30 protein-coding genes are annotated in these 25627 nt (G+C 70.7%); 18 read left to right on the forward strand and 12 right to left on the reverse strand.

Annotated elements, in window-relative coordinates:
* Positions 1 to 124: 124 nt before the first annotated feature.
* Together arsB and ACWD0J_RS31465 are read right to left on the reverse strand one after the other, a co-directional pair.
* Entirely contained in the window at positions 125 to 1276 is a 1152-nt protein-coding gene (arsB, locus tag ACWD0J_RS31460) for an ACR3 family arsenite efflux transporter (RefSeq protein ID WP_451499246.1), read from the reverse strand.
* On the reverse strand, positions 1273 to 1581 hold the full coding sequence (locus ACWD0J_RS31465; protein ID WP_451499247.1) for an ArsR/SmtB family transcription factor: 309 nt from the start codon (positions 1579 to 1581) through the stop codon (positions 1273 to 1275). Before ACWD0J_RS31465 ends, arsB begins: the two co-directional genes overlap by 4 nt.
* Before the next feature lie 73 nt (positions 1582 to 1654).
* On the opposite strand from ACWD0J_RS31465, the gene ACWD0J_RS31470 reads away from it, so the two are divergent.
* Both ACWD0J_RS31470 and ACWD0J_RS31475 read left to right on the forward strand, forming a co-directional pair.
* Positions 1655 to 1981 carry a three-helix bundle dimerization domain-containing protein gene (locus ACWD0J_RS31470; RefSeq protein ID WP_451499248.1) on the forward strand — a complete coding sequence of 109 codons (327 nt, stop codon included), beginning with the start codon at positions 1655 to 1657 and terminating at the stop codon, positions 1979 to 1981.
* A gap of 112 nt (positions 1982 to 2093) precedes the next feature.
* On the forward strand, positions 2094 to 2513 hold the full coding sequence (locus ACWD0J_RS31475; protein WP_451499249.1) for an arsenate reductase ArsC: 420 nt from the start codon (positions 2094 to 2096) through the stop codon (positions 2511 to 2513).
* Positions 2514 to 2748: 235 nt separating this feature from the next.
* Here ACWD0J_RS31475 and ACWD0J_RS31480 read toward each other — a convergent pair whose 3' ends face one another.
* Complete coding sequence (locus tag ACWD0J_RS31480; protein WP_451499250.1) at positions 2749 to 3111, reverse strand: STAS domain-containing protein; 363 nt, start codon at positions 3109 to 3111, stop codon at positions 2749 to 2751.
* Between the two features lie 176 nt (positions 3112 to 3287).
* Here ACWD0J_RS31480 and ACWD0J_RS31485 point away from each other — a divergent pair, with 176 nt between their 5' ends.
* Together ACWD0J_RS31485 and ACWD0J_RS31490 are read left to right on the forward strand one after the other, a co-directional pair.
* Positions 3288 to 3767: an ATP-binding protein gene (locus ACWD0J_RS31485; RefSeq protein ID WP_451499251.1), complete on the forward strand. Its 480-nt coding sequence runs from the start codon at positions 3288 to 3290 to the stop codon at positions 3765 to 3767.
* 682 nt (positions 3768 to 4449) lie between these two features.
* Positions 4450 to 4653 carry a cold-shock protein gene (locus ACWD0J_RS31490; RefSeq protein ID WP_037751662.1) on the forward strand — a complete coding sequence of 68 codons (204 nt, stop codon included), beginning with the start codon at positions 4450 to 4452 and terminating at the stop codon, positions 4651 to 4653.
* A 69-nt stretch (positions 4654 to 4722) separates the two neighbouring features.
* Here the strand turns inward: ACWD0J_RS31490 and ACWD0J_RS31495 are convergent, their stop codons facing one another.
* Entirely contained in the window at positions 4723 to 5286 is a 564-nt protein-coding gene (locus tag ACWD0J_RS31495; RefSeq protein WP_451499252.1) for a snapalysin family zinc-dependent metalloprotease, read from the reverse strand.
* Between the two features lie 449 nt (positions 5287 to 5735).
* Here ACWD0J_RS31495 and ACWD0J_RS31500 point away from each other — a divergent pair, with 449 nt between their 5' ends.
* Entirely contained in the window at positions 5736 to 6074 is a 339-nt protein-coding gene (locus tag ACWD0J_RS31500; protein ID WP_451499253.1) for an epoxide hydrolase N-terminal domain-containing protein, read from the forward strand.
* Between the two features lie 68 nt (positions 6075 to 6142).
* The gene (locus tag ACWD0J_RS31505) at positions 6143 to 6493 is read left to right on the forward strand and encodes a hypothetical protein (RefSeq protein ID WP_451499254.1); all 351 of its coding nucleotides are present in this window, start codon (positions 6143 to 6145) and stop codon (positions 6491 to 6493) included.
* Positions 6494 to 6561: 68 nt separating this feature from the next.
* Here ACWD0J_RS31505 and ACWD0J_RS31510 read toward each other — a convergent pair whose 3' ends face one another.
* Positions 6562 to 6900, reverse strand: a complete 339-nt coding sequence (locus ACWD0J_RS31510) for a DNA polymerase III subunit beta family protein (protein WP_451499255.1) — start codon at positions 6898 to 6900, stop codon at positions 6562 to 6564.
* A 543-nt stretch (positions 6901 to 7443) separates the two neighbouring features.
* Here ACWD0J_RS31510 and ACWD0J_RS31515 point away from each other — a divergent pair.
* From ACWD0J_RS31515 to ACWD0J_RS31540, 6 genes are all read left to right on the forward strand, one after another.
* Positions 7444 to 8811 (forward strand): MFS transporter, encoded by a 1368-nt coding sequence (locus tag ACWD0J_RS31515; protein WP_451499284.1) that lies wholly within the window; start codon positions 7444 to 7446, stop codon positions 8809 to 8811.
* Positions 8812 to 9314: 503 nt separating this feature from the next.
* Positions 9315 to 10040, forward strand: coding sequence for a spermidine synthase (locus ACWD0J_RS31520; RefSeq protein ID WP_451499256.1), 726 nt, complete (start codon positions 9315 to 9317; stop codon positions 10038 to 10040).
* Between the two features lie 169 nt (positions 10041 to 10209).
* Positions 10210 to 11409, forward strand: a complete 1200-nt coding sequence (locus ACWD0J_RS31525) for a hypothetical protein (RefSeq protein ID WP_451499257.1) — start codon at positions 10210 to 10212, stop codon at positions 11407 to 11409.
* A gap of 210 nt (positions 11410 to 11619) precedes the next feature.
* Positions 11620 to 11868 carry a hypothetical protein gene (locus ACWD0J_RS31530; RefSeq protein ID WP_451499258.1) on the forward strand — a complete coding sequence of 83 codons (249 nt, stop codon included), beginning with the start codon at positions 11620 to 11622 and terminating at the stop codon, positions 11866 to 11868.
* A 614-nt stretch (positions 11869 to 12482) separates the two neighbouring features.
* Positions 12483 to 12737: a DUF3566 domain-containing protein gene (locus ACWD0J_RS31535; protein WP_451499259.1), complete on the forward strand. Its 255-nt coding sequence runs from the start codon at positions 12483 to 12485 to the stop codon at positions 12735 to 12737.
* Between the two features lie 22 nt (positions 12738 to 12759).
* The gene (locus tag ACWD0J_RS31540; protein ID WP_451499260.1) at positions 12760 to 12954 is read left to right on the forward strand and encodes a hypothetical protein; all 195 of its coding nucleotides are present in this window, start codon (positions 12760 to 12762) and stop codon (positions 12952 to 12954) included.
* Positions 12955 to 13160: 206 nt separating this feature from the next.
* Here the strand turns inward: ACWD0J_RS31540 and ACWD0J_RS31545 are convergent, their stop codons facing one another.
* On the reverse strand, positions 13161 to 14861 hold the full coding sequence (locus ACWD0J_RS31545; RefSeq protein WP_451499261.1) for an alpha-amylase family protein: 1701 nt from the start codon (positions 14859 to 14861) through the stop codon (positions 13161 to 13163).
* A complete protein-coding gene (locus tag ACWD0J_RS31550) occupies positions 14852 to 15856 on the reverse strand; it encodes a TIGR03885 family FMN-dependent LLM class oxidoreductase (protein WP_451499262.1) in 1005 nt (334 codons plus the stop codon). Before ACWD0J_RS31550 ends, ACWD0J_RS31545 begins: the two co-directional genes overlap by 10 nt.
* 423 nt (positions 15857 to 16279) lie before the next feature.
* Here ACWD0J_RS31550 and ACWD0J_RS31555 point away from each other — a divergent pair, with 423 nt between their 5' ends.
* Positions 16280 to 16435: a DUF6199 family natural product biosynthesis protein gene (locus ACWD0J_RS31555; protein ID WP_451499285.1), complete on the forward strand. Its 156-nt coding sequence runs from the start codon at positions 16280 to 16282 to the stop codon at positions 16433 to 16435.
* A 56-nt stretch (positions 16436 to 16491) separates the two neighbouring features.
* On the forward strand, positions 16492 to 16809 hold the full coding sequence (locus ACWD0J_RS31560) for a hypothetical protein (protein ID WP_451499263.1): 318 nt from the start codon (positions 16492 to 16494) through the stop codon (positions 16807 to 16809).
* 367 nt (positions 16810 to 17176) lie between these two features.
* Here the strand turns inward: ACWD0J_RS31560 and ACWD0J_RS31565 are convergent, their stop codons facing one another.
* The 5 genes from ACWD0J_RS31565 to ACWD0J_RS31585 form a co-directional block, all read right to left on the reverse strand.
* On the reverse strand, positions 17177 to 18058 hold the full coding sequence (locus tag ACWD0J_RS31565; RefSeq protein WP_451499264.1) for an alpha/beta fold hydrolase: 882 nt from the start codon (positions 18056 to 18058) through the stop codon (positions 17177 to 17179).
* A gap of 38 nt (positions 18059 to 18096) precedes the next feature.
* Positions 18097 to 19377, reverse strand: coding sequence for a hypothetical protein (locus tag ACWD0J_RS31570; RefSeq protein ID WP_451499265.1), 1281 nt, complete (start codon positions 19375 to 19377; stop codon positions 18097 to 18099).
* Positions 19378 to 19488: 111 nt separating this feature from the next.
* Complete coding sequence (locus ACWD0J_RS31575) at positions 19489 to 20067, reverse strand: TetR/AcrR family transcriptional regulator (RefSeq protein WP_451499266.1); 579 nt, start codon at positions 20065 to 20067, stop codon at positions 19489 to 19491.
* A gap of 83 nt (positions 20068 to 20150) precedes the next feature.
* Positions 20151 to 20432 (reverse strand): hypothetical protein, encoded by a 282-nt coding sequence (locus tag ACWD0J_RS31580; RefSeq protein ID WP_451499267.1) that lies wholly within the window; start codon positions 20430 to 20432, stop codon positions 20151 to 20153.
* Between the two features lie 273 nt (positions 20433 to 20705).
* Positions 20706 to 21665 carry a LysR family transcriptional regulator gene (locus ACWD0J_RS31585; protein WP_451499268.1) on the reverse strand — a complete coding sequence of 320 codons (960 nt, stop codon included), beginning with the start codon at positions 21663 to 21665 and terminating at the stop codon, positions 20706 to 20708.
* A gap of 105 nt (positions 21666 to 21770) precedes the next feature.
* On the opposite strand from ACWD0J_RS31585, the gene ACWD0J_RS31590 reads away from it, so the two are divergent.
* The 4 genes from ACWD0J_RS31590 to ACWD0J_RS31605 all read left to right on the forward strand — a co-directional run bounded on the left by ACWD0J_RS31590 (position 21771) and on the right by ACWD0J_RS31605 (position 25599).
* Positions 21771 to 22328, forward strand: coding sequence for a quercetin 2,3-dioxygenase (locus ACWD0J_RS31590; protein ID WP_451499269.1), 558 nt, complete (start codon positions 21771 to 21773; stop codon positions 22326 to 22328).
* On the forward strand, positions 22328 to 23272 hold the full coding sequence (locus ACWD0J_RS31595; RefSeq protein ID WP_451499270.1) for an alpha/beta hydrolase fold domain-containing protein: 945 nt from the start codon (positions 22328 to 22330) through the stop codon (positions 23270 to 23272). The genes ACWD0J_RS31590 and ACWD0J_RS31595 overlap by 1 nt, the downstream gene beginning before the upstream one ends.
* A gap of 177 nt (positions 23273 to 23449) precedes the next feature.
* On the forward strand, positions 23450 to 24664 hold the full coding sequence (locus ACWD0J_RS31600; protein WP_451499271.1) for a glycosyltransferase: 1215 nt from the start codon (positions 23450 to 23452) through the stop codon (positions 24662 to 24664).
* A 173-nt stretch (positions 24665 to 24837) separates the two neighbouring features.
* Entirely contained in the window at positions 24838 to 25599 is a 762-nt protein-coding gene (locus tag ACWD0J_RS31605; RefSeq protein WP_451499272.1) for a ZIP family metal transporter, read from the forward strand.
* The last annotated feature ends 28 nt before the right edge of the window (positions 25600 to 25627 follow it).

Raw genomic sequence — 25627 nt, forward strand, 5'->3', positions numbered from 1 at the left:
GGCTGGTGGGCGGGAAGTACGCCTCCTTGACCAGGCCGAGCCGCGGCACCGCCTCGCCCAGGGCGAGGAAGAGAACGGGTCCCGCCTGCCCGCCGCCGGCCCACCACCCCGTTCACCGGGTGCGTCACGGGGCTGTCGTCAGGGCTCCGGCACCGAACTGCTTGCGCCAGGCCAGGGCGACGTAGACCAAACCGATCAGGACCGGCACCTCGATGAGCGGCCCGACCACACCGGAGAGCGCCTGCCCCGAGGTGACGCCGAAGGTGGCGATGGCGACCGCGATGGCCAGCTCGAAGTTGTTGCCCGCCGCGGTGAAGGCAAGGGTCGCGGTGCGGTCGTAGGCGAGGCCGAGGCTCTTGCCGAGGAGGAAGGTGCCGAAGAACATGATCGCGAAGTACACCAGCAGGGGCAGCGCGATCCGTACGACGTCCAGCGGCTGCGAGGTGATCGTCCTTCCCTGGAGGGCGAAGAGGATGACGATCGTGAAGAGCAGCCCGTACAGCGCCCACGGCCCGATCTTCGGGAGGAAAGCGGATTCGTAGGCTTCGCGGCCCATCGTCCGCTCACCGACGCGGCGGGTGAGGAATCCGGCCAGCAGCGGGACGCCGAGGAAGATGACGACGTTCAGTGCGATCTCCCACATGGAGATGTCGAGCTGCTCGCCGTCCCCCAGCCCCAGCCAGCCCGGCAGCAGGTCCAGGTACAGCCAGCCCAGCACGCCGAACGCGATCACCTGGAACACCGAGTTCAGCGCGACCAGGACGGCGGCCGCCTCACGGTCGCCGCACGCGAGGTCGTTCCAGATGATGACCATCGCGATACAGCGGGCGAGACCGACGATGATCAGCCCGGTGCGGTACTCGGGCAGGTCCGGAAGGAAGATCCACGCCAGCGCGAACATGACCGCCGGGCCGACGACCCAGTTGATGACCAGCGAGGAGACCATCAACTTCCTGTCGCCGGTGACGGCATCCAGCTTGTCGTAGCGGACCTTCGCCAGCACCGGATACATCATCACCAGCAGGCCGAGCGCGATCGGCAGGGAGATGCCGCCGATCTCGATCTTCGCCAGCGCGTCGTTCATCCCCGGAACGATCCGCCCCAGACCGAGACCGACCGCCATGGCCAGCAGGATCCACACCGCGAGGTAGCGGTCGAGGGTGGAGAGCTTCTTGACGATCGAGTCACCCCCGGCGGCCGGTGACGGACCGCCGGCGGGTGAGGGACCGTCGGCGGGTGAGGGACCGCCGGCGGTGGCGGGCTGGGTGGAGGTCACGGGCAGGCCCTCTTGTTCTCGGCGGCGGTACGGGCGGAGGCGGCGAGTGCGGCGAACTGCTCGGACAGGCCGGCCAGAACCCCGGGGCGCAGCCTGTAGTAGATGAAGCGGCCGCACGGCTCGGTGTCCACCAGCCCCGCCTCCCGCAGCACCTTCATGTGGTTGGACAGATTGGTCTGCTTGGCTCCGGTCTCCTCAACCAGGTGTGTCGTGCAGAGCGTCTCGCGCGCCAGCAGGGTCACGATCTTCAGGCGGAGCGGATCGCCCAGTACCCGGATCACATCAGCGTCGACTGAAGTCAGCATGCGCTGATACTGTCACATCACCGCGCGCTGACACCAGCGCGGGATGACTCGTCGGGCGCGTCGAAGGAGTCCCGTGTCCACCTCTCCCCCACCTGCCCCACCGGTCCTGCCCGACCGGCGCCTGCCCGACCGGCACCTGGCCGCCGGAGCCGCCCGTCTCGCCGCCCGGCACGCCGGCCGCTTCACTCCCGAGGCCGTCCAACCACCACTCCCCGACTCGTACGGCCGTCTGACGGCCACCGCGCGGGACCGCACGCACCTGGTCGTCCTGGCCGAACGCTTCACCGGGGAGCGGCTCGACGCCCTCGCCCACGTCCAGGACTCTCCCGGGGGTGTCCTGCCGCGCGTGCTGTTCGTCCACGAGCGCCACCCGGGCCGCTCCCAGTCCGCCGCCGCCTGAGCAGGTTCCCGCCGAGGCCGGCATCCGCGACGCGATCGACGCCCACATGACCGAACTGCCGACCTCCCCGCCCGCCTGAACCACCGCTGTCCCCTTCGTGAAGGAAGAACCCATGTCCACCGCCCCGCTCGCCTCCGTGCTCTTCGTCTGCGTGCACAACGCGGGCCGCTCGCAGATGGCCGCCGGCTTTCTCTCTCACCTCGCGGGCGACCGGATCGAGGTCCGCTCCGCCGGCTCGGTCCCGGCCGGCCAGGTCAACCCCTCGGCCGTCGAGGCCATGGCCGAACTCGGCGTCGACATCGCCGGCCAGAAGCCGAAGGTGCTCACCACGGAGGCCGTCCAGGCGTCGGACTACGTCATCACGATGGGCTGCGGCGACGCCTGCCCGGTCTTCCCCGGCAAGAAGTACCTCGACTGGGCGCTGGAGGACCCGGCGGGCAAGGGCGTTGAGGCCGTCCGCCCCATCCGCGACGAGATCAGGACCCGTATCGAGGCCCTGATCGCCGAGATCGACGCCCGGCACGAGGCGTGAGCAGCGCGACCGGTCCGACCACCGGCGGCGTGCGCGACGTCGTCATCACCGGCTCCGGCCCGGCCGGCTGCACCGGCACCGCGGAAACCCGCGATCACCGGGACTACGAGTGACCGAGCGGGCCCGCACCCGAAGGCACCCGCACGCCTCTGATCCGCACTGGGGGCACCTGTGCCCGTCGCGTCAGGCGGAACGCTGGGGCGCTGACACAGGAGCCACGAAGAGGTTCAGGCGGTCAGGCGGTCAGGGCCTGCTCGACGGTGGGATGACAGGGGATGACCTCGTCCAGGCCGACGAGTTCAAGGACCCGCAGCACGGATTCCTGGGCACCGGCGATGCGCAGCCACCCCTGGGCCTCGCTCACGGCCTGGTGGACGGCAATGAGGACGTTGATGCCGCTGGAGTCCATGAACGTCACGCCGCTGAGATCGATCACCGTCCGTGAGGCTGCGTCCCCGTCCGGAAGCAGGGCCTGGCTGAGCTGGCCGCGGATGCCGTGATCGATCTCGCCGCGCAGGGTGACCACCCGGACGTCGTCGACGACTGTGTGGCCGATCGACAGCTGGCCGGACCGGGCTGCTCCGTGGGTGTCTGTCACCGTTTCCTCGACTGCGCTCGCTGATGGGGACCGGCCCTCGGCACGATATGCGCCGACAGCCTGCCCTGATGGTACGACGAACGTGCGTTCGGTACTTTAACCCGAGATCGAGAGGCATGTGAGGCATAGTGCGGGGTAGGCGCAGGCACGTGAACGGGGGAGCGAAGGTGGACCAGGTGGATTCAGTCCCCGAGGGCGACGACAGCGTGGCGCCTGGCGCCGATCCGATACAGGACACCGTCGCCCTGGACGGTGACGGGGCTGTCATCGCTGAAGCGCGTCATCGTGCGGTGGACTTCCTCACCCGCGTCCAGGCCGAGCACGGCCTGCCGGTGTCCGCACGCGCGATGGACCTGACCCAGCTGGTGGTCAGCGAGCTGGTCACCAACGCGCGCAAGTACGCGCCCGGGCCGGTGCTGATGGAGCTGCGCATCTCCGGCGCCGTCGTGGAAGTCGTCGTGTGGGACAGCGATCCCGTCCTGCCGGTGGCCCGGGCCGCTGACGCGGGCAGGGTCGGACAGCACGGTCTGGAGATCGTCATGGCCGTCGCCCAGGGCTTCGAGGTCCAGCGCGAGCCGGTCGGCAAACGCATCACCGCCCGCATCGCCCTGCCCGACGACCCCGGCGGCGACGTCAGCGGACGCCGCCCCCAGTGACGAGCGGACCGCCGCCCCCAGCAGCAGCCGCTCTCCCGTCGGCCCACCGTCTGTCCATGACGGCCTGCCGCAGACCTCACGGCCCCGCACTGCGGGCGAGCGAAGCCGACGTACACGACGGCGAGGCCTGAGCCGCCGACGCCACGCCTGCTCAAAGCCTGGCCACTCCGGCCACTCACCACCGTCGGGCGACGGAACCGGTCGTTCGCTCACCATGTCTGGGCAAGCGTGGCGAGCGCCCGCTTCCTGGTCCTGACGTTCGCACCGTTCTTCAGGTCTGGCCGTCTGGCCGTCTGGCCGTCTGGCCGTCTGGCCGTCTGGCCGTCTGGCCGTCTGGCCGTCTGGCCGTCTGGCCGTCTGGCCGTCTGGCCGATCGTGTAAGCGCTGACGGCTCGGATCAACCCGTGCACCACGCCCAGGAACCCGACATCGAGGGCACCATGTCCCAAGTCGTCCGGATCCTCACGCCCTTGGAGTCCGACCGGTCCCACACCGACATGGATCATGAGTGCTGTTCTCTGGTGGGGGCCCCTTTCGCCGTGTAACGTCGCTGCCAGCTGTCGTGGTTCGCAGTACCTGCCCGCGCTTAGGCGCGGGCGCTTTGCTGTGCAAGTGCCGGACCAGGACGATCACCTCCAGGACCGCGCGGTGCGGTTCCTGACATCGACCGAGAGGCACCAGCATGGCCAGCGGAACCGTGAAGTGGTTCAACGCCGAAAAGGGCTTCGGCTTCATCGCCCAGGACGGCGGTGGACCGGACGTCTTCGCGCACTACTCCAACATCAACGCCTCCGGCTTCCGCGAGCTGCAGGAAGGCCAGGCGGTCACCTTCGACATCACCCAGGGCCAGAAGGGCCCGCAGGCGGAGAACATCACCCCTGCCTGAGCCAGGCAGGGCGTCGTCGGGTCCCCGAGCAGTCGCTCGGGGACCCGACGCTTTCCGGAGTGCTGTCGATCAGTCCACGATCGTCACGTCGCGGACAGCGGGCACCGAGCCGACGAGTTCGCCGCCGAAGTTGCCCTCGACCTCGGACTTCTCGGCCGCGTTCGGGTAGGGGTTCGTGCACGAGACGCCGGCGCTGGACCCGGACATCAAGCTGGTGCAGGGTCCGGGCTTGCGGTCCGGCAGGCCGAGGATGTGACCGAGTTCGTGTGCCGAGATGCGGACGGTGTTGTAGCCCTGGTTCACGGCCTGCCGTCCGATGTAGACCGTTCCGTTGCCGAGCGAGGTGGTCAGCGCCCTGGGCCAGCCGTTGTCGGCCAGTATCCGGATGTTGGCGCGCTGCCCGGCGGCCACCGGGCGCAGTTCGACGGCGTCAACGCTCTCGTTCCAGATCGCTGCGCCCCGGTCGACAGCGGCCTTGAACTCCGCCGACGCGCCCGCGTCATAGGTGACGACGCGGGCTGCGAGCAGCTGGTCGCCGGAGTTCGGCGCAGCCGCGTAGGCCTGACCGCCGGCCAGGGTGAGAGCCGCCGTGAGGGCAGCGGCGGAGTTACGGACGAACGTGCGCGAGTACATGGTCGTCCTCCTGTGGGGGAAAGTGCGGCATGCTCATGCCACACACTGTCTGGCTCACTGCCCACCCCCCACAGACCTCAATCCGTCAATCGGACCGCCGCCGGGCTGTCGCCTTGCCGTTCTGTCGTCTTGTCGTCTTGTCGTCTTGGTAGCCGCACCGCCCACCGACTCGCCGACTCGCCGACTCGCTGACTCCAACGGCTGGCGCTCTACGGGCGGACGAAAGCCTCGGCCACCCGCGCCTGCCGGGCCGCCCGCCTACGCATCCCGAACGCCACGCCTGTCAGGCGCACGAAATCCCGGTCCGGACGTGTCCTCCGCCGCGTTGGCATGCGTCCCATGCTGGGCGCGCCGCCCCGCCTTGAGTCGTTCACCCGGCAGACCGCCCCCGCGGTGCTCGAAAACCTCCGCGCACGACTGCTCGCGACGCGCTGGCCGGACAGACCGGAGTGCGCCGGCTGGTCGCTCGGGACCGGCCTTCCCTGTCTCCGCGAGTCGTCGCCTACTGGGCGGACGGGTTCGACTGGCCGACGCAGGAAGCGGCGCTCGCCCAACTCCCGCGCTTCCGCGTGCCGCTGGCACCCCGAGGATCCACTCCGTGCACGCCCGGGCCGCCCGCACCTGCCGGGCTCGTCCGGCCGCTGATCCTCGGTCACGGCCGGCCGGAGTCGTTCGGGCGGTACGCGAAGGTCATGAGTGGTGGTGCACGGGAGCAGCGGTGCGCCGCCCACATAGTTGGGGCTGCTGCTGGGGTCTGTGTCTTCCCGGGTGCGCAGCGAGCCGGGTGACTGCCGCTCGGATGCCCCGCCCGGTGGACAACGCTCCGGTGGGGCACCGACACGTCTAGGCTGCGCTCATGGAGCAGCGAGAGATCATGCAGAACGTCGTCGGCATCCTCACCGAGGCACTTGAGATGCGGCGGCAGGTCCGTGAGAACCCCGACGGCCAGGCCTCGCTCACCGGAGCCATCTCCGCGCTTCTCGCCGAGACACTCCCCCATATCCAGCTTCCCGCGGATGCCGGCGGCCGCGCAGTGGCGGACGTCATCTCCGAGGAGTTGGGGCCAGCCATCGCGAGCATCGCCAACTGCTTCTCGTTCGTCTTCGTGCAATTGGCCGAAGTCCATGACGAAGGACGCACCGACGTCAGCGCCGCGGACGTCCTTCGTCACATCTCTCTGCAGTTCGCGCACGAGGCGGAGCGCTAGTGGGGCCCCGACCGGCTGCCAAGACCATGGGCGTCAATCGCGCCAGGTGCCCGTCCAGTCGTTCTGCCTCAGGCGGGCTGCCCGGTCGCGGTGGCCGGGAGCGGGATACGGGACTGTTCGCCATCCGCTGACCTGACGTCCGTCCCGTGGTCGGTGACGTGCAGCGCGACGCGTTCGCCGGGGTGTTCCTCCAGAGCTCGCGGGAGCTGCTCCTTCGCGACCGTTACACGGCTGGTGAATCGGGTGGAGAGCCGGTGACGGTCGGTCGCAGTCAGAGTGACCGCCTCAGGACTCGCCTCGATGCGCGGACCGGCCAGCACCGGCATCCCCGGCTCACACGCGGTCGCCATCGCGGTCGCAGTCAGGATCTGCTCGACCGCGTCCGCCGGCACCGGGCCCTTCGGCACCGCGAGCGGCAGACTCGGTACGTCGCCAAGCCCGGACTTGGTGACCGCAGCGCGCTGGCGGTCAGGCCACTGCGTCGGGCGAAGGTCCCGATGGGCATCAGCTCAGAATTCTCGGGATCGGGCACCTCGCCATCATCGAGCCTCGACCAACTCGAAGGTCAGCACGGTCAACACAGAGACAACCGGGGCATGGAGAAGGGCCGTCTGCCCCCGAACTCAATTGCCTTTCGCACCGGACCGCCGGTGGCTAGTGTTCGAGTGCAGCGAGTGACCCACGAGGAGCTGAGACATGGCCGGTCTTCCGAGCACGCGTTGACGTCGTAGGCCGTGATCGGCCTGTCATCGTGTGCTGCCCTTGATGTGTGCGGCACAGCGAGCCTCCCGCCCGCACCCTGGGTGCGCCTTTCGCGCGCTGGGTGGCGGGCCTCGTTCTCGGCGACTCGAAGGGTTCCCGTGCCGTCCGCTTCCTCCGCTTCCTCCGCTTCCTCCGCTTCCTCGGCTTCCTCCGATGTATCCCCTTCCGGCCCGACTGGTCCGCCCGGCCTGTGGCGGGACGGTGACTTCCGCAGACTCTGGGTGGGGCAGACGGCTTCCCAGTTCGGCGAACACACGGGTCTGGTGGTCCTGCCGCTCGTCGCAGTCCTGACGCTCGACGCCGGTGCCGGCCAGCTGGGCGTTCTCCGCGCGGTGGGGCAGGCGCCGCTCCTGTTGCTGTCGCTCTTCGTCGGCGCGTGGGTTGACAGGTGGCGGACCCGTACGGTGATGGTGCTGACGGACGCCGGCCGGGCTCTGGCGCTGGGCGCCGCCGCCGTGGTCGGCCTCCTCGGTTGGCTCGGCCTGCCGGCGCTGTTCGCGGTCGCCTTCGCCGCCGGAGTCCTGTCCGTGTTCTTCGACGTGGCTTACCAGGTTTCTCTCGTACGGCTGGTGCGACCCGAGCAGTTGGTGCGGGGCAACAGCGCGCTCGAGGGCAGCCGGTCCGCAGCCCAGATCGGCGGTCCCGCCCTCGGCGGCGCCCTGGTGTCTCTGCTGTCGGCACCGATCGCCGCGGCCTCCAGCGCGCTGTTCTTCACGCTGTCGTTCCTGTCGGTCCGCCGGATCCGTCGGACCGAATCGCTCCCGGAACACCCGGAACACCCGGAACGTCTCTCCCGGGTAGGGCGACGGATCCGTGAGGGCCTCAGGTTCGTCTTCGGCGACACCTTGCTGCGCACCGTGTGCCTCGCCTCCGCCGCCTTCCAGTTCTCCTTCGCGGCCATGATGACCGTCTATCTGCTCTTCCTGCCCCGGGAACTGCACCTCTCGGGCACCGCCGTCGGGCTGGCGCTCGCGGCGACGGGGCCGGGCGCGATCCTCGGCTCGGTACTGGCCGCCCGCCTGCCGGACCGATTCGGGTACGGCGCGGTGCTGGTGTCGGCGGCGGCACTCGGCGACGGCGTGTTCCTGTTCGCGCCTGCGGTGCATGGCTCCTCCGCGGTGACCGTTCCCGCGCTGCTTGCGATCAGCTTCGTGTTCGGTACGGGCGGCCAGTTGGTGAATGTCACGGTCATGGCTGTCCGGCAGGCCGTCACTCCGGACGGGATGCAAGGCCGCGCGGCCGCGACGATCACGTTCGTCGGCATGGGGCTGACACCGTTCGGCTCGCTGCTCGGCGGATTTCTCGCGGAGGCATGGGGGTTGCGCGCCAGCCTTCTGGTGACGGCCGCAGGCATGCTGCTGTCTCCGGCGGTGATGGCCTTGTCCCCGCTCGCGCGCCTGGGACGGGTTCTTCCGGACGCGCCGGACGCGCCGGACGCGCCGGACGCGCCGGACGCGCCGGACGCGCCGGACGCGTCACGGCCGGCCGGCCGTCCCGAGGTCCACGAGACGGTCGTCCACGAGACCGGCAGCCGCCCACCAGGTGACGTCGAGTGACGTGAAGTCCCGCTCGCGCCATGGTCATCGGCCCGGTGCCGCGGGGCACCGTCCACGACGACGGTGCCGCCCTCGGTCTCGCCGCCCGGTTCGCGCCCACCGCCGCCTGCTCCGGCGACCTGCCGCCTGCGTGAGCTGGACCTCAGCATGACTAAGGTGCGCGATGTCACCGGACTGCCCGCGGCCGGGTGGACGCCGGATGTGCCGGCGGAAAGGGGTTCTGGGGTGTCATGGCGGGGAGCTCAGGGGTGGGGTACGACAACGAGGACGGGTGCGGTTCGGGAGGATCGGCCTTCATGCGCGGTAGGCGTCCGGCCGCACTTCCCCCTCCTCATCCGGTGTCATCATGGACACCTGACCGCCCGGCCCGTCTCTCAGCCCCCTCCCCCCTCCCCTTCTCCCGTTCCTCTTCACTGTCCTGGCCCACGGCAGGGTCAGCTTCGCGGGGACTTCGCGGAGCGGCGGCCAGGCACCCATGTCGTCGGCATCAGGAAGGTGAACGGATGAGCGCGCGTTTCGAGGAGATCGACTGGCGACCCACCCCGATGGGCGACATCAGTCTGCGGCGCCGACGGGACCCTGCGTCGGGCGACGACGTGTACGAGGTGAAGCTCGGGGACGAGTTCCTGATGTCCAGCCTCTTCACCGCGGGCGAGATCGCCCTCACCCGCATCGGGCTGGCCAAGCTGCCGCATGCCGAACTCGATGTCGCCGTGGGCGGACTCGGCCTGGGTTACACCGCCCAGGCGGCCCTGGACGATCCACGTGTCCGTTCCCTGGTCGTCGTCGACGCGCTCGGTGAGGTCATCGAATGGCACCGGCGCGGACTGGTACCGCTGGGCGCCTCCCTCGCCTCGGATTCCCGTTGCCGCCTGGTCCAGGGCGACTTCTTCGCGATGATCGGCGACGGCGGCCTGGACCCCTCGGAGCCGGATCGCCGTTTCCACGCCATCCTCCTGGACGTGGACCATTCCCCGCGCCATGTGCTGCACCCGCGTCACGCGGCGCTCTACCGGCCCGCCGGGATGCGCGCCCTCGCCGGCCGTCTCCACCCCGACGGCGTCTTCGCCCTCTGGTCGAACGATCCGCCGGACGACCAGTTCACCTCCGTCCTCGCCGAGGTCTTCGCCGGATCGGAGGCCCACGTCGTCGACTTCGACAACCCCCTGCAAGGAGGAACCTCGACCAACACCGTCTACGTGGCATGGAAGGCTGCGGACACGAGCTGAGCCGTACGACGTCGCCCCACGTCCCTCGCCGGCCGCCCGCCCCTCACCCCGCTGGACGTGGTACGGCATGCCCTCCCGTCAGACAGCCGGGTTTGTCACATTCGTGTCTAGACCTGCGCGCTTCGCCGGTTCACCGTGGTCCCTCCTACCCGCGTGGAGGGAGCCGACAGTGAGACGAAGGCGATGTGTGGCGGGGACGATCGGGGCACTTTCCGGGCTCGCACTCGGTCCGGGCCCGGGACGGGCCGCCGACGCGCCGACGCCCGGTACGCAAGACGGGCGGACCCCACGGGCGCCCCGTACACAAGACGGGCAGACGGCACGGGCGGCCCGTACGCAAGGCTGGCAGCCCGTACCGGCGCCGGGCAGCATCCCGCCGGCGCAGTTACGCAGCATCGCCGCGGCCGGGCCCCAACTGGCCTGGGCGGTCGGCGAGGAGGACCTCGCAGGGCCGTCGCAGGGACAGGCGCTGGCCATGGTCTGGAACGGCAGCACCTGGTCGAAGACCGACCTGTCGCATCTGGACTACGCCGGCCGGCTGAGCGACGTCGCCGGTATCAGCTCCAGCGCGGCGTGGAGCGTGGGGCTGCCCGACGGGAACGCGAGCCCACTGCTGCGCTGGGACGGAACCACCTGGCGCGAGGCCGCGTTCCCGGGCCGGGGCGAGCCGGACGTCCGGCTGGACTCGGTGGCGGTCGGCCCCGACCGGCGGGTGTGGATCTGCGGCAGCCGAGGCGGCGCCGTCCGCCTGCTGCGCGGGGCCGGGCGGCGATGGCGATGGCTGGACCCGCTGCCTGTCGCGAGCGCGAACCTGTACCACGTCGTGCTGGGAGCGTCGGGTGAGGTCTGGGTGAGCGGCGACCAGGCGACGGGCGGCGGATGGTCGGGGCTCGTGGCCCGCTGGAACGGAGCGTGGACGGTCCTGCCCCCGATCGCGGGACTCCGTCTGGGCATCAGCGATCTGCACCCGGACGGCCCGGACGACATATGGGCGGTGGGCACCGAGGCCGGCGCCGGCGGACCGCCGGGACGCCCGGGCAACCCCGCCCTGGCCCACTGGGACGGCACGGCCTGGACGCGGATCCAACCAGGCTTCACCGTCGGGTCGTTGACCGCGATCGCGGGCGACGCACAGGGCCGCGCCGCATGGATATCGGGCTGGGACCACCAGGACCAGAGCCGCAGCACGTACCTGCGCCGGGACGGCAGCGCCTGGACCGTCGTGCGAGGCCCGGCCGGTGCGGCGCCCGCGCCGTACCTCAATGACGTGACACCCGTTCCCGGTACCGCGGGATTCTGGTCGGCGGGCATGACGAGTCCCGCTCCGTACCCTCCGACCGAGGCCTACACGGAACGTCTCGAAGGCTGACACGGCTCCGGCCGCCGAGCCGGGACGGGGAGTGGCCGAAGCGGTGGGCCGGCCGGGCGGACAGGAGCGGCGCGTGCCGTGCTGTCTGTCGGTGCCCGTGCTCGGTCGGGTGTACCGAGGGTGCGGGCAGCGGCCCGCTGGCGAAGCATGGGATGCGTGACCGGGCCGGCCCGTGATGCCGGTATGCATCCCGAATTCCGGAGGCGCGAGATGCCCGTCAGTGTTGACCTCGACGAGGTGCTGGACAGCCGGTTCGAGGACGAGAACGTGCCGCTGGAGCAGGTACGGGACACGCCGGAGGCCGTTTCTGCGGGGCGGGGTCCGGGCGACCAGTGCCGCGGAACACTCGAAACCCCGCGTATCGCGACGATCGGCGATCCGGGCGCACCCACGCGACCCGCTGGGCGGTCGTCCGGGCCGGCCCGCAAGACCACACCCACCGACGACCACCCCCACTGACGACCACCCCCACTGACGGCCGCCCGCCCGGCTGCCTGCCCGCCGGTCGTACGCCACGCGCGCACGACCGGCCGCAGAGCCCCCGGACCCTCTGCCACACCTCCGTGCACAGTGCGGTGCACATGTGCGGTGAACGCGCAGAGGGCGGCCTGAGACGGCGTAAGGACGGTGCCGTGAGCCCAGCCAAACGAACGACCAAGAGGAACGGCAAGGGCGCGAGACGATCCCCCGGACCGGGGCGGCCTGCCACCAAGAAGGGCAGCGGACAGCAACAGACACGAACCGGGCATCCACGCGCCGCGGGAGCGACCGCCGAAGCCACGCAGGCCGGCACGAGTACGCCTCGTCCCGAGACGTCGGCGCACCCGCCGGCCATCGGCATCGCGGCACCTCATCGCTCACCCGGCCTGCGGGACGAGGGGCAAGGGCCGTATGCCGAACGGTCTCGGCCCCACGTCACGGGACGGCCGAACGGTGTCCGTGCCGGTGGCCGTGCCGGTGCCGGTGCCGGTGTCGGCGGCGTACACCGGGCGGTCCCGGAGAGACGCCGTACGGCAGAGGCTCGCCGAGCACGGTTGCGGATAACCAGAACCGACCCCTGGTCGGTGATGACGGTGAGCTTGCTCGCCTCGCTCGCGCTGGGCTTGTGCGTGATCCTGACGGTGGCGGTGCTGTGGATGCTGCTGAGCACGGTCGATCCGGACCTGTGGCCGTCGCTGGGCTGGGTGCTCGCCCTCACCACCGGCGTCACGATGGTGGAGGTGGTGCTGGTCACGGCGCTGACGACGCTGGGCGCCTTCCTCTACAACCTGTCGGCAGGCTTCGTCGGCGGTGTCGAGATGACTCTGGCTCAGGACGGACCTGAGTGACACGGTCGTGAGGAGCGTACATATGTACGAGATGTGGATCGGATCCGCGGCAGCGAGCGAGACACTGGTCTGGCATGTGCTGGCCGCGGACAAGACCGTCACGCTGTGCGGTGTGCAGCGGTCCGACGGATTCGACCAGCACTCGACCGATCGGCACTGTCTGCCGTGCATGGCCGCCTTCCAGCGGGCCATGGAATCTTCAGGGTCAGCGAAGTGACCGAAACCGTGACGCGCGGTCCTGCCGCGGCACCCTACGACGCCGTACGTGCCATCCGCCATGTTCGTCCGCTGGAGTTGAGGGCCCTCGACGGCCCTTGAGGGCAAGCCGTGGCCATCGAGGCCGCGCGCACACCGTGCCGGCGATCAGGGACGCGCGTGGCGGCGACCGCGCGCGTCCCCGGGTAACTGCGCCGACTCGCGGTGTCAGCCGGAGGCGACCCTTTCCGGGTCGTCCGCCGGGGTGCCGAGGCGCAGCCACCGGTAGCCGTAGGCGGGCAGTTCCACGCGGAGCAGGCCGTCGTCGGCCACCGTGAGACCGGTGTGCCCCTCGTCGAGAAGATCCGTCAGCCTCGCTCCGGCACCGGCCTCGGGCAGCTTCAGCCGTACGGTGACCGGGCGGCCCGCGAAGTTGTGCACGGCCAGGACCCTCCCGTCGGTGGTGCAGCCGACGTGTGCCAGGACGGCACGCTCACCGGTCTCCACGAGGCGGTAGTCGCCCCAGGCCAGTTCGGGAGCCTCACGGTATCGCTCGATGAGCAGCCGCATGCGGCTCAGCAGCGAGCCGGGATCGCGGCTCTGCTCGTACACGTTGACCTTCTGCGGTCCGAACGCGCCGTCCGCCAACGGGTTGGGAAAGGCCTCCGAGTCGGCGGTGGAGAACCCGGCGCCGGCCTCCGGCGTCCACTGCATGGGTGTCCGCACGGCCTGGCGTCCCTCGACGGCCAGGTTCTCGCCCATGCCGACTTCCTCACCGTAGAAGAGCACGGGGGTGCCCGGCAGGGTGAACAGCAGGCTGTAGGCCAGTTCTATGCGGCGCCGGTCGCCGTCGACCATGGGCGGCAGCCGGCGGCGCAGCCCTCGGTCGTACAGCTGCATGTCCTTGTCGGGGCCGAACGACGCGAACACCTCCGCGCGTTCGTCGTCGCTCAGCTTGTCAAGGGTGAGCTCGTCGTGGTTGCGCACGAACGTGGCCCAGTGCGCGTCCCGCGGGGCGGCGGGGCGCTCCCGCAGCGCGGCGGCCAGCGGCCCCGCGTCCTCGCGTGCCATCGACAGGTACATCTGCTGCATCCCGACGAAGTCGAAGCACATGGTGAGCTCGTCGCCGCGGTCGGAGGCGGGGTCGCCGAAGAAGCGGGCGAGGCCGTCGTACGGCAGATTGACCTCGCCGAGCAGCACCGACTCGCCGTTGCGGCGGCCGAGGAAGGCGCGCAGGTCGGCGAGGTACTCGTGCGGGTCGGGCAGGTCACCGGCGTCGTCCTGCCCGTCCGTCTCCAGCAGGAAGGGCACGGCGTCGACCCGGAAACCGGACAGCCCGAGCTGCGTCCAGAACCCCATGACCCGGGCTATCTCGTCGCGCACCGCGGGGTTGGCGACGTTGAGGTCGGGCTGCTGCTTGTAGAAGCGGTGCAGGTAGTACTGGCCGCTCCCCTCGTCGTACTCCCACAGACTGTCCTCCGCGTCGGGGAAGACGACACCCTCGGGACCGTCCTCGGGCGGCTCGTCCTGCCAGACGTACCAGTCGCGGTGGGCGGAGTCCCGGCTGGAGCGGGCGTCCTTGAACCAGGGGTGTTCCTCGGAGGTGTGGTTGACGACGAGGTCGGCGATCACGCGGATGCCGCGGTCGCGGGCGGTGCGGAGGAACTCGGTGAAGTCGCCGAGGGTTCCCAGGCGGGGGTCGACACCGTAGAAGTCCGTGATGTCGTAGCCGTCGTCGCGCTCCCGCGTCGGGTAGAAGGGCATCAGCCACACGCATGTCACACCGAGGCGCACGAGGTGGTCGATGCGCTGCGTGAGGCCCGCGAAGTCACCGATCCCGTCGCCGTTGCCGTCCTGGTACGTCTCGACGTCCAGGCAGTACACCACCGCGTTCTTCCACCACAGGTCGGACGTACGGGTCAGACGCATCGGTACTCCTTGGCGGTGGCGGGAAGCGGGCGGGTCACGTCGAGTCGCGGCAGCACCTCGGCCGCGAACGCGTCGATGAACGGGCCCTGTTCACGGCCCACGTGGTGCAGCATCACCGCGTCGAAGCCGAGTTCGGCGTACTCCTGGAGCCAGGCGGTGTGCCGTCCGAGGTCGGACGAGACGTTGACCGTGCGCGCCACCTGCTCGGGCGTGACGTGCTCACTGACGATGTCGAACAGTTCCGCCGAGTCAAGGTCCCAACTGACGGGCGGAGCGTGGACGTTGGTGCGCCACTGGTCGTGCGCGAGCGCCAGTGCCTCGTCCTCGTCGGGCGCCCAGCTCAGGTGCACCTGGAGGTGTACGGGACCGCGGCCGCCCGCGTCACGGTACGCGCCGACGATCTCGCGCAGCCGTTCCCGCGGGGCGTTGACCGTGATCAGGCCGTCCGCCCACTCGGCGCACCAGGCCGCGGTGGCCGTGCTGCACGCGGCTCCGATCAGCGGCGGCACCTCGGGAGGCAGCGTCCACAGCCGGGCCCGGTCCACGGTCACCAGCCCGTCGTGGCTGACCTCCTCCCCGCCCAGCAGGGCACGGATGACGTCGACGCACTCGCGCAGCCGCGCGTTGCGGATGTCCTTGCGCGGCCAACCCGTCCCCGTGATGTGCTCGTTGGAAGCCTCACCGCTGCCGAGCGCCACCCAGAACCGGCCCGGGTACATGGACGCGAGACTGGACACCGCCTGGGCGATGATCGCCGGGTGGTAGCGCTGGCCGGGCGCGTTGACCGCGCCGAAGGGGATCTGTCCGGTGGCCTGGAGGGCGGCACCGAGCCACGACCAGGCGAAGCCCGACTCCCCCTGGCGGACGCTCCACGGAGAGAAGTGGTCCGAGCACATGGCAGCGGTGAATCCCGCCCGTTCCGCGTGCACCACGGCGTCGAGCAGGTCCGCGGGCGGGATCTGTTCGTGCGAGGCGTGTAGTCCGTAAACCGTCATGCCCACCGGATACCCCCGGGATCGCCACTCACCGGACACAGGGCCTTCGCGCTTCCGTCGAGGCCCGCACAGACAGGCAACGAGGCCACCGGTCCAGGCCGTGTTCCGCTTCGCGTGCGCGGGTCTCCCGCAGGCGGGGGCGAGTTGCCCTCCACCTGATCGGCGATCAGGCAGGCGCACGGGATATCGGCGTCGTCGGCCGTAATTAAAGGCAGGTGCCCGCACCCGCCCATCGCTCCCCTCTTCCTCTCCTCTCCCCTCCGCCCTCCCCTCCGTCCGAGGAGACACATCGGGCTGTCCGCCGCGTGAGCGGGTACACGAACGGTTTACAACTGACCGCACCTCACAGTCCCGGCATCTGACACACCACCAGACAGACACCACCTGACACATACACCACCTGACACACCAGGAGGACAGCTTCTGTGGAAAGCCGACAGCCCGGTGCAGCGCTGGTTCGTCAGGGACCACGACGCCACGGAGCCGACCGCCAAGGGCCACCTGCTCCGGCGGACCTCCGGCGCGGCGTTTCTCGTGGTCGCTCCCTGCATGCTCGTGCAAGATCTCCAGGGACAGTGACGGCAACCCCGTCCAGCTGAACGCCCGGCGGTACACGCCCACGTAAGGAGATTCCGTTGACCACCTACGTCATCACCGTCCCCGGTACGTTCGTCCACGGCGTCACCGAGACCTCACGTTCCGATCTGGAACGCGCGCTGCGCCCGCAGGACCCCAGGAACACCGACCTGGGCGAGAGCGAAGAGCTGAGTCTCCTGACGGTCGAGGAGAATCGCACGTTCTCCGTCCGCCTCGAAGTCGAGGCACCTGACCAGGCCAGCGCCGAAGCCGAAGCGGTACGCATGGTTTCCGGCGCACTACGGGACAGTGGATTCACCGAGGACGACGCCCCGTTGGGTCCGGCCGCCGTGACCGGCATCGACCGGGAATTCTGACGCTCTCGGCCCCGGACGGGGACAGCCACCAGGACGGTGACGAGCTGGCCTGTAGCCGCCTCACCGACTCCGAGCCCTTGGGCGACGAGGTCGAGCTGTCCCGTCAGGACGTATGCGGCGACTCCGGCCGTGAACGTTGCGCAGGAGAGCACGGCAGTGATCAGCGCGGGACGGTGTCTTCCCGGGTTCCAGGATTGCGCATGGTGCTTGATTTCGTGTCGCTGAGGAGTACTTGGAGCGCGCCCGCCGGGCGCTGGTAGGGGCGAGGGGGCCTCGTGGCTGTGTGGAACCAGATCGTTCGTTTCAGGCACGAGGCCCTTGCCGTGCCGGGCCGCTTCAGATCGCCGACCCCGGAGGCCGGGTGCGGTTACTGGTGCGTGGCCAGGAACGGCAGGAGCACGTCGGCCATCTCGTCCGGTACTTCCTCTGCGAGGTCGTGGCCGGCGTCGAAGGTGTGTCCGGTGACGTCGTGGGCCATGAGCCGCATCTGGGTCTCGTTGCGGTCGCCGATGAACGCGGATCCGCCGAGGGCCAGGACCGGGATGTCCAGTTTCTGCTGTGCCGTCTGCCGGTTCTGTTCGGCGTTGACGAGCATGGCCCGGTAGATGGAGAGCATCGCGCGGATGCCGCCGGGCATGGAGTAGCAGCGCACGTATTCCTCGATCGCGTCGGGGGTGGCGCTGTCGGGCCGGCTGCGCTCGTACTTGATCATGAAGGTGATCAGCTCGCGCTCGTGTCCGGCGATCAGCATCTCGGGTATGTCCGGCTGGAAGTAGAAGCCCAGGTGCCACAGGTGCATGCCGCTGGAGACGTTCTCAGGGGTGAGGGCTGTGTGGTCCTCGAAGCCGAATCCAGGGAACAGCGCCTCGGCGAACACGAGAGCGGTGACGTGGTTGCGGTGGCGGGCGGCGAGCTGGTAGCCGATCACCGCTCCCCAGTCCTCGCCCGCCACGGAGTATGTCTCGTGTCCGAGGTGGTTCATCAGCTCGGCGATGTCGTCGCTCATCGTCGCGGAGTCGTAGCCGTCCGACGAACGGGCGGAGTCGCCGAGACCGCGAAGGTCCGGGGCGACGACGGTGTGGTGGGGCGTCAGCTTCGGGACGAGGTGGCGCCAGTGGTAGCTGGTCTTGGGCACGCCGTGCAGGAGCACCACCGCGGGGCCGGACCCGGCTGTGCGGTAGTGCAGACTCGTTCCGTTGACGGCGGCTCGGCCCGTGCGGACGGGCGTTCCGTCATGGTCGAACATCATGTTCTTCCAGCTTCCTGGTGCACTTCGCGATGCGGGTGTCAGTGGGCTTGCGGAGGGTCGACGAGGGTCACTAGATGGCTCGGTCCGCTGCCGCCGGGGGGCGTCAGACCGGCGGGACGGCCGGCGGGACGCAGGGTGACGTTCTCCGGGTAGAGCCGGCCGAGCAGGGCCAGTACCGCGAGGTCGTCCTGACCGGTGGCGTCCAGGGTGACGTCGCCGCTCTGCGTCCACACCAGTCCCGGCGCGCGCAGCGCGGACCAGACGTCGGCGGTGCCGGACGCGTCGCCTGCGGCGGGGTCCTCATGCTGGGTGAAGCGGTGGCCGCGCAGGGCTTGGCCGAGGTCGACGTGGGCGGTGGTGCCGTCGTGGGTGACCTCGATGCGGGCGGTGCGGGTCCCGTCGGCGACCGGCGTGGTGACGGTACGGGCGGTGAGCGGGCCGGATGTGGTGGTGGCGGGCGGCAGGTCCTCGACGAGAGTGCGGGGTGCGGCGTAGTAGTCCTGCACCTCGGGGACATACGTGGCGGCTTCACCGACGGCCGGGGCGGGGCGCCAGGTCAGCAGGTGCCGGGGTGCGGTCAGGGGCGGCTGGTCGAGGACGGCGGGCAGGGCGGTGCCGCCGACCGCGTCGAAGCCGTAGCCAGCCGGGCCGGAGGCGCCGGTGACGACGTCGCGGGCGAAGGCCACGATGCTGGTGTGCCGGATCTGGCGGACCAGGAGTTCGGTGAGGAACGCGTCGCGGGCCGGTTCGGTGTGCCGCAGTCCGGTCGGGGTGATCAGGAGCGGGACGTCCTGCCAGTTGGTGAAGGGCAGCAGGGCGTCGCGCAGCAGGACGATCTGGTGGAGCCACTCGTTGTAGAGCTGCATCGTGACCGGTCCACCGCGACGTCCGCGGAGCAGATCGGCTGCGGCAGGGGTGAGCAGGTGGCCGTAGCAGTGGCTGCGGACGACCAGCGGGCCGACGGGCAGCGGTAGCCGGTCGGTGAGCAGCCTCTCCAGCGCCTCGGTGAACCAGGAGGCGAGCTCCTGGCCGATCGTCTCGGCCTGCGCGCCCAGTTCGCGCACTGCCGAGGCACTGTCCGGGCCGATGGCCAGCGGGAGTGAGGTCTCTCGGGTGCCGAGGGCGAGTGTCGCGCGGATCTGGTCCTCCAGCACCTCGCTGTCGGCGCTGGTGAGGGCGTTGTCGTCGATGATGCCCTGGAGCAGCGGCTCGGTTGCGGTGAAGAAGTCGCGGGCGGTCAGGGTGGTGCCCGCCGCGGGGAAGGTGTTCCAGCGGCTTCCGCCGAGAGCGGGCGTACTCGGGGTGGGTGCGGGGGGCATGGGTCCTCCGAAGTCTTCGATTGAAGCGTGGCGGGGTCGCCGGATCCCGTGTCCGAGCGGGCACCGGCGACTTTTCTGGATCGTGCGATACAGATTCCGGGCATGAAAAAATCAGTCCAGGGCGGCCAGCGCGACCTCCACAAGGGGTTCGAGGGCGCGGACGTCCGGCGTGATCTTCGAGGAGACCAGCAGTCCGTTGAGGAAGGTGACGAGGAAAGCAGCGAGGGTGTACGGGTCGCGCCGCGCCGCGATCTCGCCCCGCTCCGCCGCGACCCGCAGCACTTCGGCGAGCGCGTCCCGAGTGGCGTCCTGCATGTCGCGCACGGTGCGCCGGGTCGCTGCATCCTCCGGCAGACGCTCGCAGGCGGCGTTGACCACCAGGCAGCCCCGACCGTTGTCCTCCACGGCGATCCGGACGCGCTCGACCAGCATCGCGCGGATCGCCGACCGGGCGTCCGCCCCCTCCTCCAGGCTGCGCAGGGCGGCCGCCGCGAGGGTGGTGCGGTAGTGCTCCAGCGCCGCCCGGTACAGGCCCTCCTTGTCGCCGAACGCGGCATACAAGGACCCCTGCCCGATCCCCAGGTGCCCGGTCAGGTCGCGCACCGAGGTGGCCTCGTAGCCGCGCGTCCAGAACAGTTCCATCGCGCGGCTCACCGCCGCCTCGGTGTCGAACTCGCGGGTCCTTGCCATGACCCCACCGTAACCTATCTGGATCGTGCGCTCAAGAAACGAGGCTGTGGCCGCCTGGCCATTCGCTGACCTGCGGGCCGGCCTCACGGTTCATCGTCGTCGGCGTCCTCGGCGGTGTCCGGGTCGCGCAGCGGGCGCAGGCCCTGCCCCGGCCGCTGGATTTGATGTTCATCGCCGGGAATGCAGGTCAGCACGGCGAAGAGCAGAACGGCGGCGAAGCCTGCGTCGGTACAGGGTGTGGCCGGTGGCGCGTCCCGGGCGGCACAGCGCATGGTGGGGTACAGGCGGTGTGCCCGACTGATCATTGCCGGTGAGGCGTCGACGCCCGTGAGGTCGCTGAAGCAGCGCCGTTCGAGCTCCTTCATGACCGGACGACGACGAACAGGTCCTGACCCCACTGACGGGCACGGACACCCAGCCCGCCGTAGGAGAGGGCGCACCGCCGCGGCCGTGCAGGGCACTGCGCCGCCGTGGCTCGTGGACGGGTGACACCGGCCGGTCGCGGCGGACACCGGGCCCTCCGGTCGCGGGGTCAGCCGGCCGGCGCAGCGGCTGCCGGGCGGCCGGCTGGTCGCCGTACCCGTCCGGCGGACCCCGTCCGGCGGACCCCGTCCGGCGGACCCCGTCCGGCGGACCCTTCAGGTGTCGGACGAGGACACCGGGAGGCCTGCGCCCGCGCCGGTCCCGGTGAGCGGCTGCGCGGCGATGCTCGTGGCGATCTGTTCCAGTGCCGACAGGGCCGGGTTGACCGAGTCGGCCGGGTAGCACAGGGCCACCGTGATCGGCTCGATGTCGGTGATCGGTACGAACGCCAGGCCCGGCCGGGGGAAGAACTCGGCGACGGCGGCACCCGCGATGTTCACCCCGACGCCGGTGGCGCACAGTTCCAGGATCTCCTCCAGGTCCTCGCTGGGCGGAGCGTGCTTCACGCGGGTGCCGTCGGGCCGCGGATCGACGATCCACCAGGCGAGCGCCCGGTGGGACAGCTCGGCGACGGGATGGATGAACTCCAGTTCATTGGTCTCGTCGATGCCGATCGCCTCGCGCCGCGCCAGGGGATGGCCCTCGGCGATCACAAGGACCCGAGGCTCGCTCCCGAGGGGAACCGTGCGTACATCCGGTCCCAGCAGGTCGGGAGAGACGGGAACGAACGCGGCGTCCACCCGCCGTTCCCTCAGCGCGGGGCCCGCGTCCGACAGGGCCAGACGCCGCAGCTCCAGCCGGAGCCCGGGCATGCGGTGGACCAGGGCCGTGAGGATCGGCGTGGTCCACCGGCCCGCGGCGGCGGCGATGAGCCCCACAGTCAGGCGCTGCGTGTCATGCAGCTGCCGGGCCCAGCGCAGTACGTCCTCGTGGGCGGCCACGCAGCGCCGGGCCGGCCCCAGCAGGGACTGCCCGGCAGGGGTGAGAGCCACATGACGTGAGGTGCGCTCCAGCAGAGGTGCGCCCAGCCGCCGCTCAAGGCGGCTCATCTGCTGGCTCAGCGACGGCACCGTGATGTGCAGACGCTCGGCGGCGCGGCCGAAGTGCAGTTCCTCCGCCACGGTGACGAAGTAGCGCAGTGTCGTGACCGAGACATCCGGGCCCACCTGTTCCATAAGGATGAGCCTAACAATCGTGGCGTCAGATCCAACTGGACCTGGGGATTCGTACCGCGCAAGATCGACAGCGTCCGAACGCCGCGAAGGAGAGTCGAGTCGATCATGACGTTGCACGAGAGCCGCGCACTGTACACGCCGCACCCGTCCTGGGCGCGACTGCCCGGCACCCCCGAACCGTTCTTTCTCGACGCGGGTGACGGTGAGCGCTCGGTCGTCGGCACCGACCTGATCACGGTCCTGCTCAGCGGCGACGAGACCGAGGGACAGTTCGGCTGCTTCACCCTGGAGGGCAGCGCCGGAGACCCGATCCCGGCCCACAGCCACAGCGATGTCCACGAGACCTTCTACGTCCTGGACGGTGAGGTCCAGCTGTGGCTCGACGACGAGAAGGGCAAGCGCGCCAAGAAGCTCCTCACCGCCGGTGACTTCGCCTATGTGCCGGCGAACGTCGTGCACAGCTACCAGATCCGGTCCGAGCGCGCGAAGATCATGGGCACGGCCACCGGAGGCTTCGAGCGTTTCTTCCACGCGGCCGGCCTCCCGACCGGGCAGCGCGGCGGTCTCCCGGACGAGCCCCACTTCCCGACCATGGAGCAGTTCATCGAGGCGGGGCGCCATTACGGCAACACGTTCCGCCCCGACGCCGACCTGGACTTCTGATGACCGGCGCACCTCAGCTGCCCGTTGCCGCGCCGGCCGGCCCGCCTCCCCCCGCCCGGATGCGGGAGGACGGCACCTGGTTCGTCGCCGATGCCGTCTACGCCACGGTCCCCGGCTATCGGCCACTGGCCTTGGACCTGCGTGTGCCCGCGGGGAGCGGCCCGTTCCCGGTCATCGTCTACATCCATGGCGGCGGGTGGCGGCTGGGCAGCCGCCACTACTTCGGGCCTGCCTTCGACGGTGCCACGCCCGACCCGTGGACGACCCTGGTGCGGGCCGGCTTCGCCGTCGCGTCGGTCGACTACCGGCTCTCCGGCGAGGCGACCTTCCCCGCGCAGCTGTACGACGTCAAGGCGGCCGTCCGGTGGCTGCGCCACCACCGCGACGAACTCGGCCTGGACGCCGACCGCATCATCGCGTTCGGCGAATCGGCCGGCGGGCATCTGGCCGCGCTGCTGGGCCTCACTCCGGACCATGCGGAGCTGGAGGGGACGGTCGGCATCACCGGGCCCTCCAGCCGCGTCTCCGCGGTGATCGACTGGTACGGCCCCACGGACCTCATCGCCATGAGCCGTCACCAGCCTCCCGCTCCTGCCGGCCCGCCCGCTCCTCCCGGCCCTCCCGCTCCTGCGGCGGGTGCGCAACCGTCGCGCGAGGCGCTGCTGTTGGGAGGAGATCCCCAGCAGATCCCGCAACGCGCCCGACTGGCCAGCCCCGTGACGCACGTGTCCGCGACCGCGCCCCCGTTCCACATCGCACACGGCACGGACGACCGCCTGGTGCCCAGCAGCCAGAGCCAGCTCCTGGCCGCGGCTCTGCGCTCCGCGGGCGTACCCGTCGACTTGCATCTCGTCGACGGCGCAGGCCACATGTGGACGGGAGTCGACGACGCGAACCCGCTGCTCGACCTGGCCCTCACGTTCGCGCGATCGGTCGTCCGGTGACACAGGAGCTCGCCGGTGTGGTGCCTGACCTCGCCGCACCGGGGAGCGGAAAAGGCAAGGAGCCCCTGCTCCTTGCCACTCTCAAGCTATAGCGCACCGGGGGGCTTGCGGCAAGCCCCGGGTCGGGCCTCAGGATGGACAGCCGAGGCCAGGACCAGCGGAAATGGGGGATGCGCTATGCGTGTGGTGTTGTCGTCGTGGGGCTCGCGCGGGGATGTCGAACCGCTGGCGGGACTCGCGGTGCGGCTGCGGGAACTCGGTGCGGACGTGCGGGTGTGCGTGCCGCCGGACGAGGAGTTCGCGGCGCTGCTGGCCGGTGTCGGCGTGCCGGTGGTGCCGCTCGGCCCGACGGTGCGTTCGGTGGTGACCGGCGAGCGGCCGCCGTCGGCGGCGGACGCGTTCCGGCTCGCGGCCGAGCTGGTCGCCGCGCGGTTCGACACGCTCGCCGCGGCGGCCGAGGGGTGCGACGTGCTGCTGGCGACCGGCCTGATGCCGGTGGGCGCACGCTCGGTGGCCGAGAAACTGGGCATCCCCTACGTGTTCGCGTGCTTCCACACCTTCGGACTGCCGTCGCGGCACTTCCCTCCGGGGGCGCGGCCGGGTGAGCCGTCCTCGCCGGAGGAGACCGACCTCGAAGTGCTGTGGGAAGAGGACGCCCAGCGTGTGAACGCGTTGTACGGCGAGGCGCTCGACAGCCACCGGGCGGCGATCGGCCTGCCACGGGTGGACAACGTCCGCGACCATGTCTTCGGCGACCGGGCGTTGCTGGCGGCGGACCCGGTCCTGGTCCCGTGGCGGGACAGGACGGATCTCGTCCTCGTGCAGACCGGGGCGTGGCTCCTGCCGGACGAACGCCCGCTCCCGGGAGAGCTGGAGGCGTTTTTGGACGCCGGCGCACCGCCGGTGTACGTGGGCTTCGGCAGCATGGCCATGCGCACTTCACCGGATCTCGCGCGTGTGGCCGTCGAGGCGGTCCGCGCGCACGGCCGCCGTGTCCTCCTCGCCCGTGGCTGGGCCGGTCTGACGCCGGCCGACGACCGGGACGACTGCTTCGCCGTCGGCGAGGTCAGCCACCAGGCGCTGTTCCGCAGGGTGGCCGCCGTCGTGCACCACGGCGGTGCCGGCACCACGACGACGGCCGCACTGGCCGGTGCGCCCCAGGTGGTGGTACCCCAGTTCGCGGACCAGCCGTACTGTGCCGCCCGGGTGGCCGAGCTGGGCATCGGCGCGGCCCACGACGGTCCGACGCCGACCTTCGAGTCCTTGTCGGCCGCGCTCACCACGGCTCTGGCTCCCGGGATCCGGGAACGGGCGAGGACGGTGGCCGCCGCGATCCGCACGGACGGAGCGACCGTGGCCGCGCGCCTGCTCCTCGACGCAGCCGGCCGGTAAACGCCGCCCGACGGTCGGCGGTCGGCCGGTGCCGGTGGGTCAGAGCCAGGGCTGACGGTCCGGCCCGCGCCCTGACCGAGGAAGGCGGCAGGTCCGACGGTGCGTGTCTTGTCCCTCGCAGCGGCTCGCAGAGGCGACCGTTGATCCAATCGGCACCGGGTAGAGGGACTGGTATGGCAGAAGTGATGCAGGCAGGACTGTGGGGACTCGTGGCGGGCTCGGCGCTGTTGCTCGGTGCCGCGCTGGGGTACGGGCTGCGGGTGCCGCAGAAGGTGATCGCGACCGTGATGGCCTTCGGTGCCGGCGTGCTGATCTCAGCGGTCTCCTTCGAGTTGGTCGGGGAGGCGTACGACCAGGCAGGGCTCGCGCCTGCGGTCGTCGGCACGCTCATCGGCGCGCTGGCCTACACCGCGGGCAATGTGTGGCTGGCCCGCCGGGGCGCCCGGCACCGCAAGCGCTCCGGTCACCATCGGACGCAGTCACAGCCGTCCGAGAACCAGCAGGGCGGGTCCGGAGCGGCGCTGGCGCTCGGCGCGCTGCTGGACGGGGTGCCGGAGTCCGCGGTCATCGGGGTGAGCCTGCTCGATGGCGGCGCGGTGAGCCTGGTGACCGTGGCAGCGGTGTTCATCAGCAACGTGCCGGAGGGACTGTCCAGTTCGGCGGGTATGAAGCAGGCCGGCCGCGGCAAGGGGTACGTCTTCGGTGTCTGGGCGGCGATCGCCGCCGCGAGCACCGTGTCGGCGGTCCTCGGGTACACGGTGGTCGGCTCCTTCTCCCCCGCCGTGATCGCCGCGGTGACCGCGGTGGCCGCCGGGGCGATCCTGGCGATGATCGCCGACACCATGATTCCCGAGGCGTTCGAGGACGCCCACCTGGCCATCGGGCTGATCACCGTGAGCGGTTTCCTGGTCTCCTTCGCCCTCTCCCACGCGTGACCGCGGGACGGGGAGCGGGTGGACCACG

This window comes from Streptomyces sp. NPDC003011, assembly GCF_053591515.1.

What these genes read in the sequence shown, in the direction of transcription:
- ACWD0J_RS31465 (WP_451499247.1), bottom strand. Translation starts at nt 1,581, where the DNA reads ATGCTGACTTCAGTCGACGCTGATGTGATCCGGGTACTGGGCGATCCG.
- ACWD0J_RS31475 (WP_451499249.1), top strand. Translation starts at nt 2,094, where the DNA reads ATGTCCACCGCCCCGCTCGCCTCCGTGCTCTTCGTCTGCGTGCACAAC.
- ACWD0J_RS31490 (WP_037751662.1), top strand. Translation starts at nt 4,450, where the DNA reads ATGGCCAGCGGAACCGTGAAGTGGTTCAACGCCGAAAAGGGCTTCGGC.
- ACWD0J_RS31495 (WP_451499252.1), bottom strand. Translation starts at nt 5,286, where the DNA reads ATGTACTCGCGCACGTTCGTCCGTAACTCCGCCGCTGCCCTCACGGCG.
- ACWD0J_RS31505 (WP_451499254.1), top strand. Translation starts at nt 6,143, where the DNA reads ATGGAGCAGCGAGAGATCATGCAGAACGTCGTCGGCATCCTCACCGAG.
- ACWD0J_RS31520 (WP_451499256.1), top strand. Translation starts at nt 9,315, where the DNA reads ATGAGCGCGCGTTTCGAGGAGATCGACTGGCGACCCACCCCGATGGGC.
- ACWD0J_RS31530 (WP_451499258.1), top strand. Translation starts at nt 11,620, where the DNA reads ATGCCCGTCAGTGTTGACCTCGACGAGGTGCTGGACAGCCGGTTCGAG.
- ACWD0J_RS31540 (WP_451499260.1), top strand. Translation starts at nt 12,760, where the DNA reads ATGTACGAGATGTGGATCGGATCCGCGGCAGCGAGCGAGACACTGGTC.
- ACWD0J_RS31545 (WP_451499261.1), bottom strand. Translation starts at nt 14,861, where the DNA reads ATGCGTCTGACCCGTACGTCCGACCTGTGGTGGAAGAACGCGGTGGTG.
- ACWD0J_RS31550 (WP_451499262.1), bottom strand. Translation starts at nt 15,856, where the DNA reads ATGACGGTTTACGGACTACACGCCTCGCACGAACAGATCCCGCCCGCG.
- ACWD0J_RS31565 (WP_451499264.1), bottom strand. Translation starts at nt 18,058, where the DNA reads ATGATGTTCGACCATGACGGAACGCCCGTCCGCACGGGCCGAGCCGCC.
- ACWD0J_RS31570 (WP_451499265.1), bottom strand. Translation starts at nt 19,377, where the DNA reads ATGCCCCCCGCACCCACCCCGAGTACGCCCGCTCTCGGCGGAAGCCGC.
- ACWD0J_RS31575 (WP_451499266.1), bottom strand. Translation starts at nt 20,067, where the DNA reads ATGGCAAGGACCCGCGAGTTCGACACCGAGGCGGCGGTGAGCCGCGCG.
- ACWD0J_RS31580 (WP_451499267.1), bottom strand. Translation starts at nt 20,432, where the DNA reads ATGAAGGAGCTCGAACGGCGCTGCTTCAGCGACCTCACGGGCGTCGAC.
- ACWD0J_RS31585 (WP_451499268.1), bottom strand. Translation starts at nt 21,665, where the DNA reads ATGGAACAGGTGGGCCCGGATGTCTCGGTCACGACACTGCGCTACTTC.
- ACWD0J_RS31590 (WP_451499269.1), top strand. Translation starts at nt 21,771, where the DNA reads ATGACGTTGCACGAGAGCCGCGCACTGTACACGCCGCACCCGTCCTGG.
- ACWD0J_RS31595 (WP_451499270.1), top strand. Translation starts at nt 22,328, where the DNA reads ATGACCGGCGCACCTCAGCTGCCCGTTGCCGCGCCGGCCGGCCCGCCT.
- ACWD0J_RS31600 (WP_451499271.1), top strand. Translation starts at nt 23,450, where the DNA reads ATGCGTGTGGTGTTGTCGTCGTGGGGCTCGCGCGGGGATGTCGAACCG.
- ACWD0J_RS31605 (WP_451499272.1), top strand. Translation starts at nt 24,838, where the DNA reads ATGGCAGAAGTGATGCAGGCAGGACTGTGGGGACTCGTGGCGGGCTCG.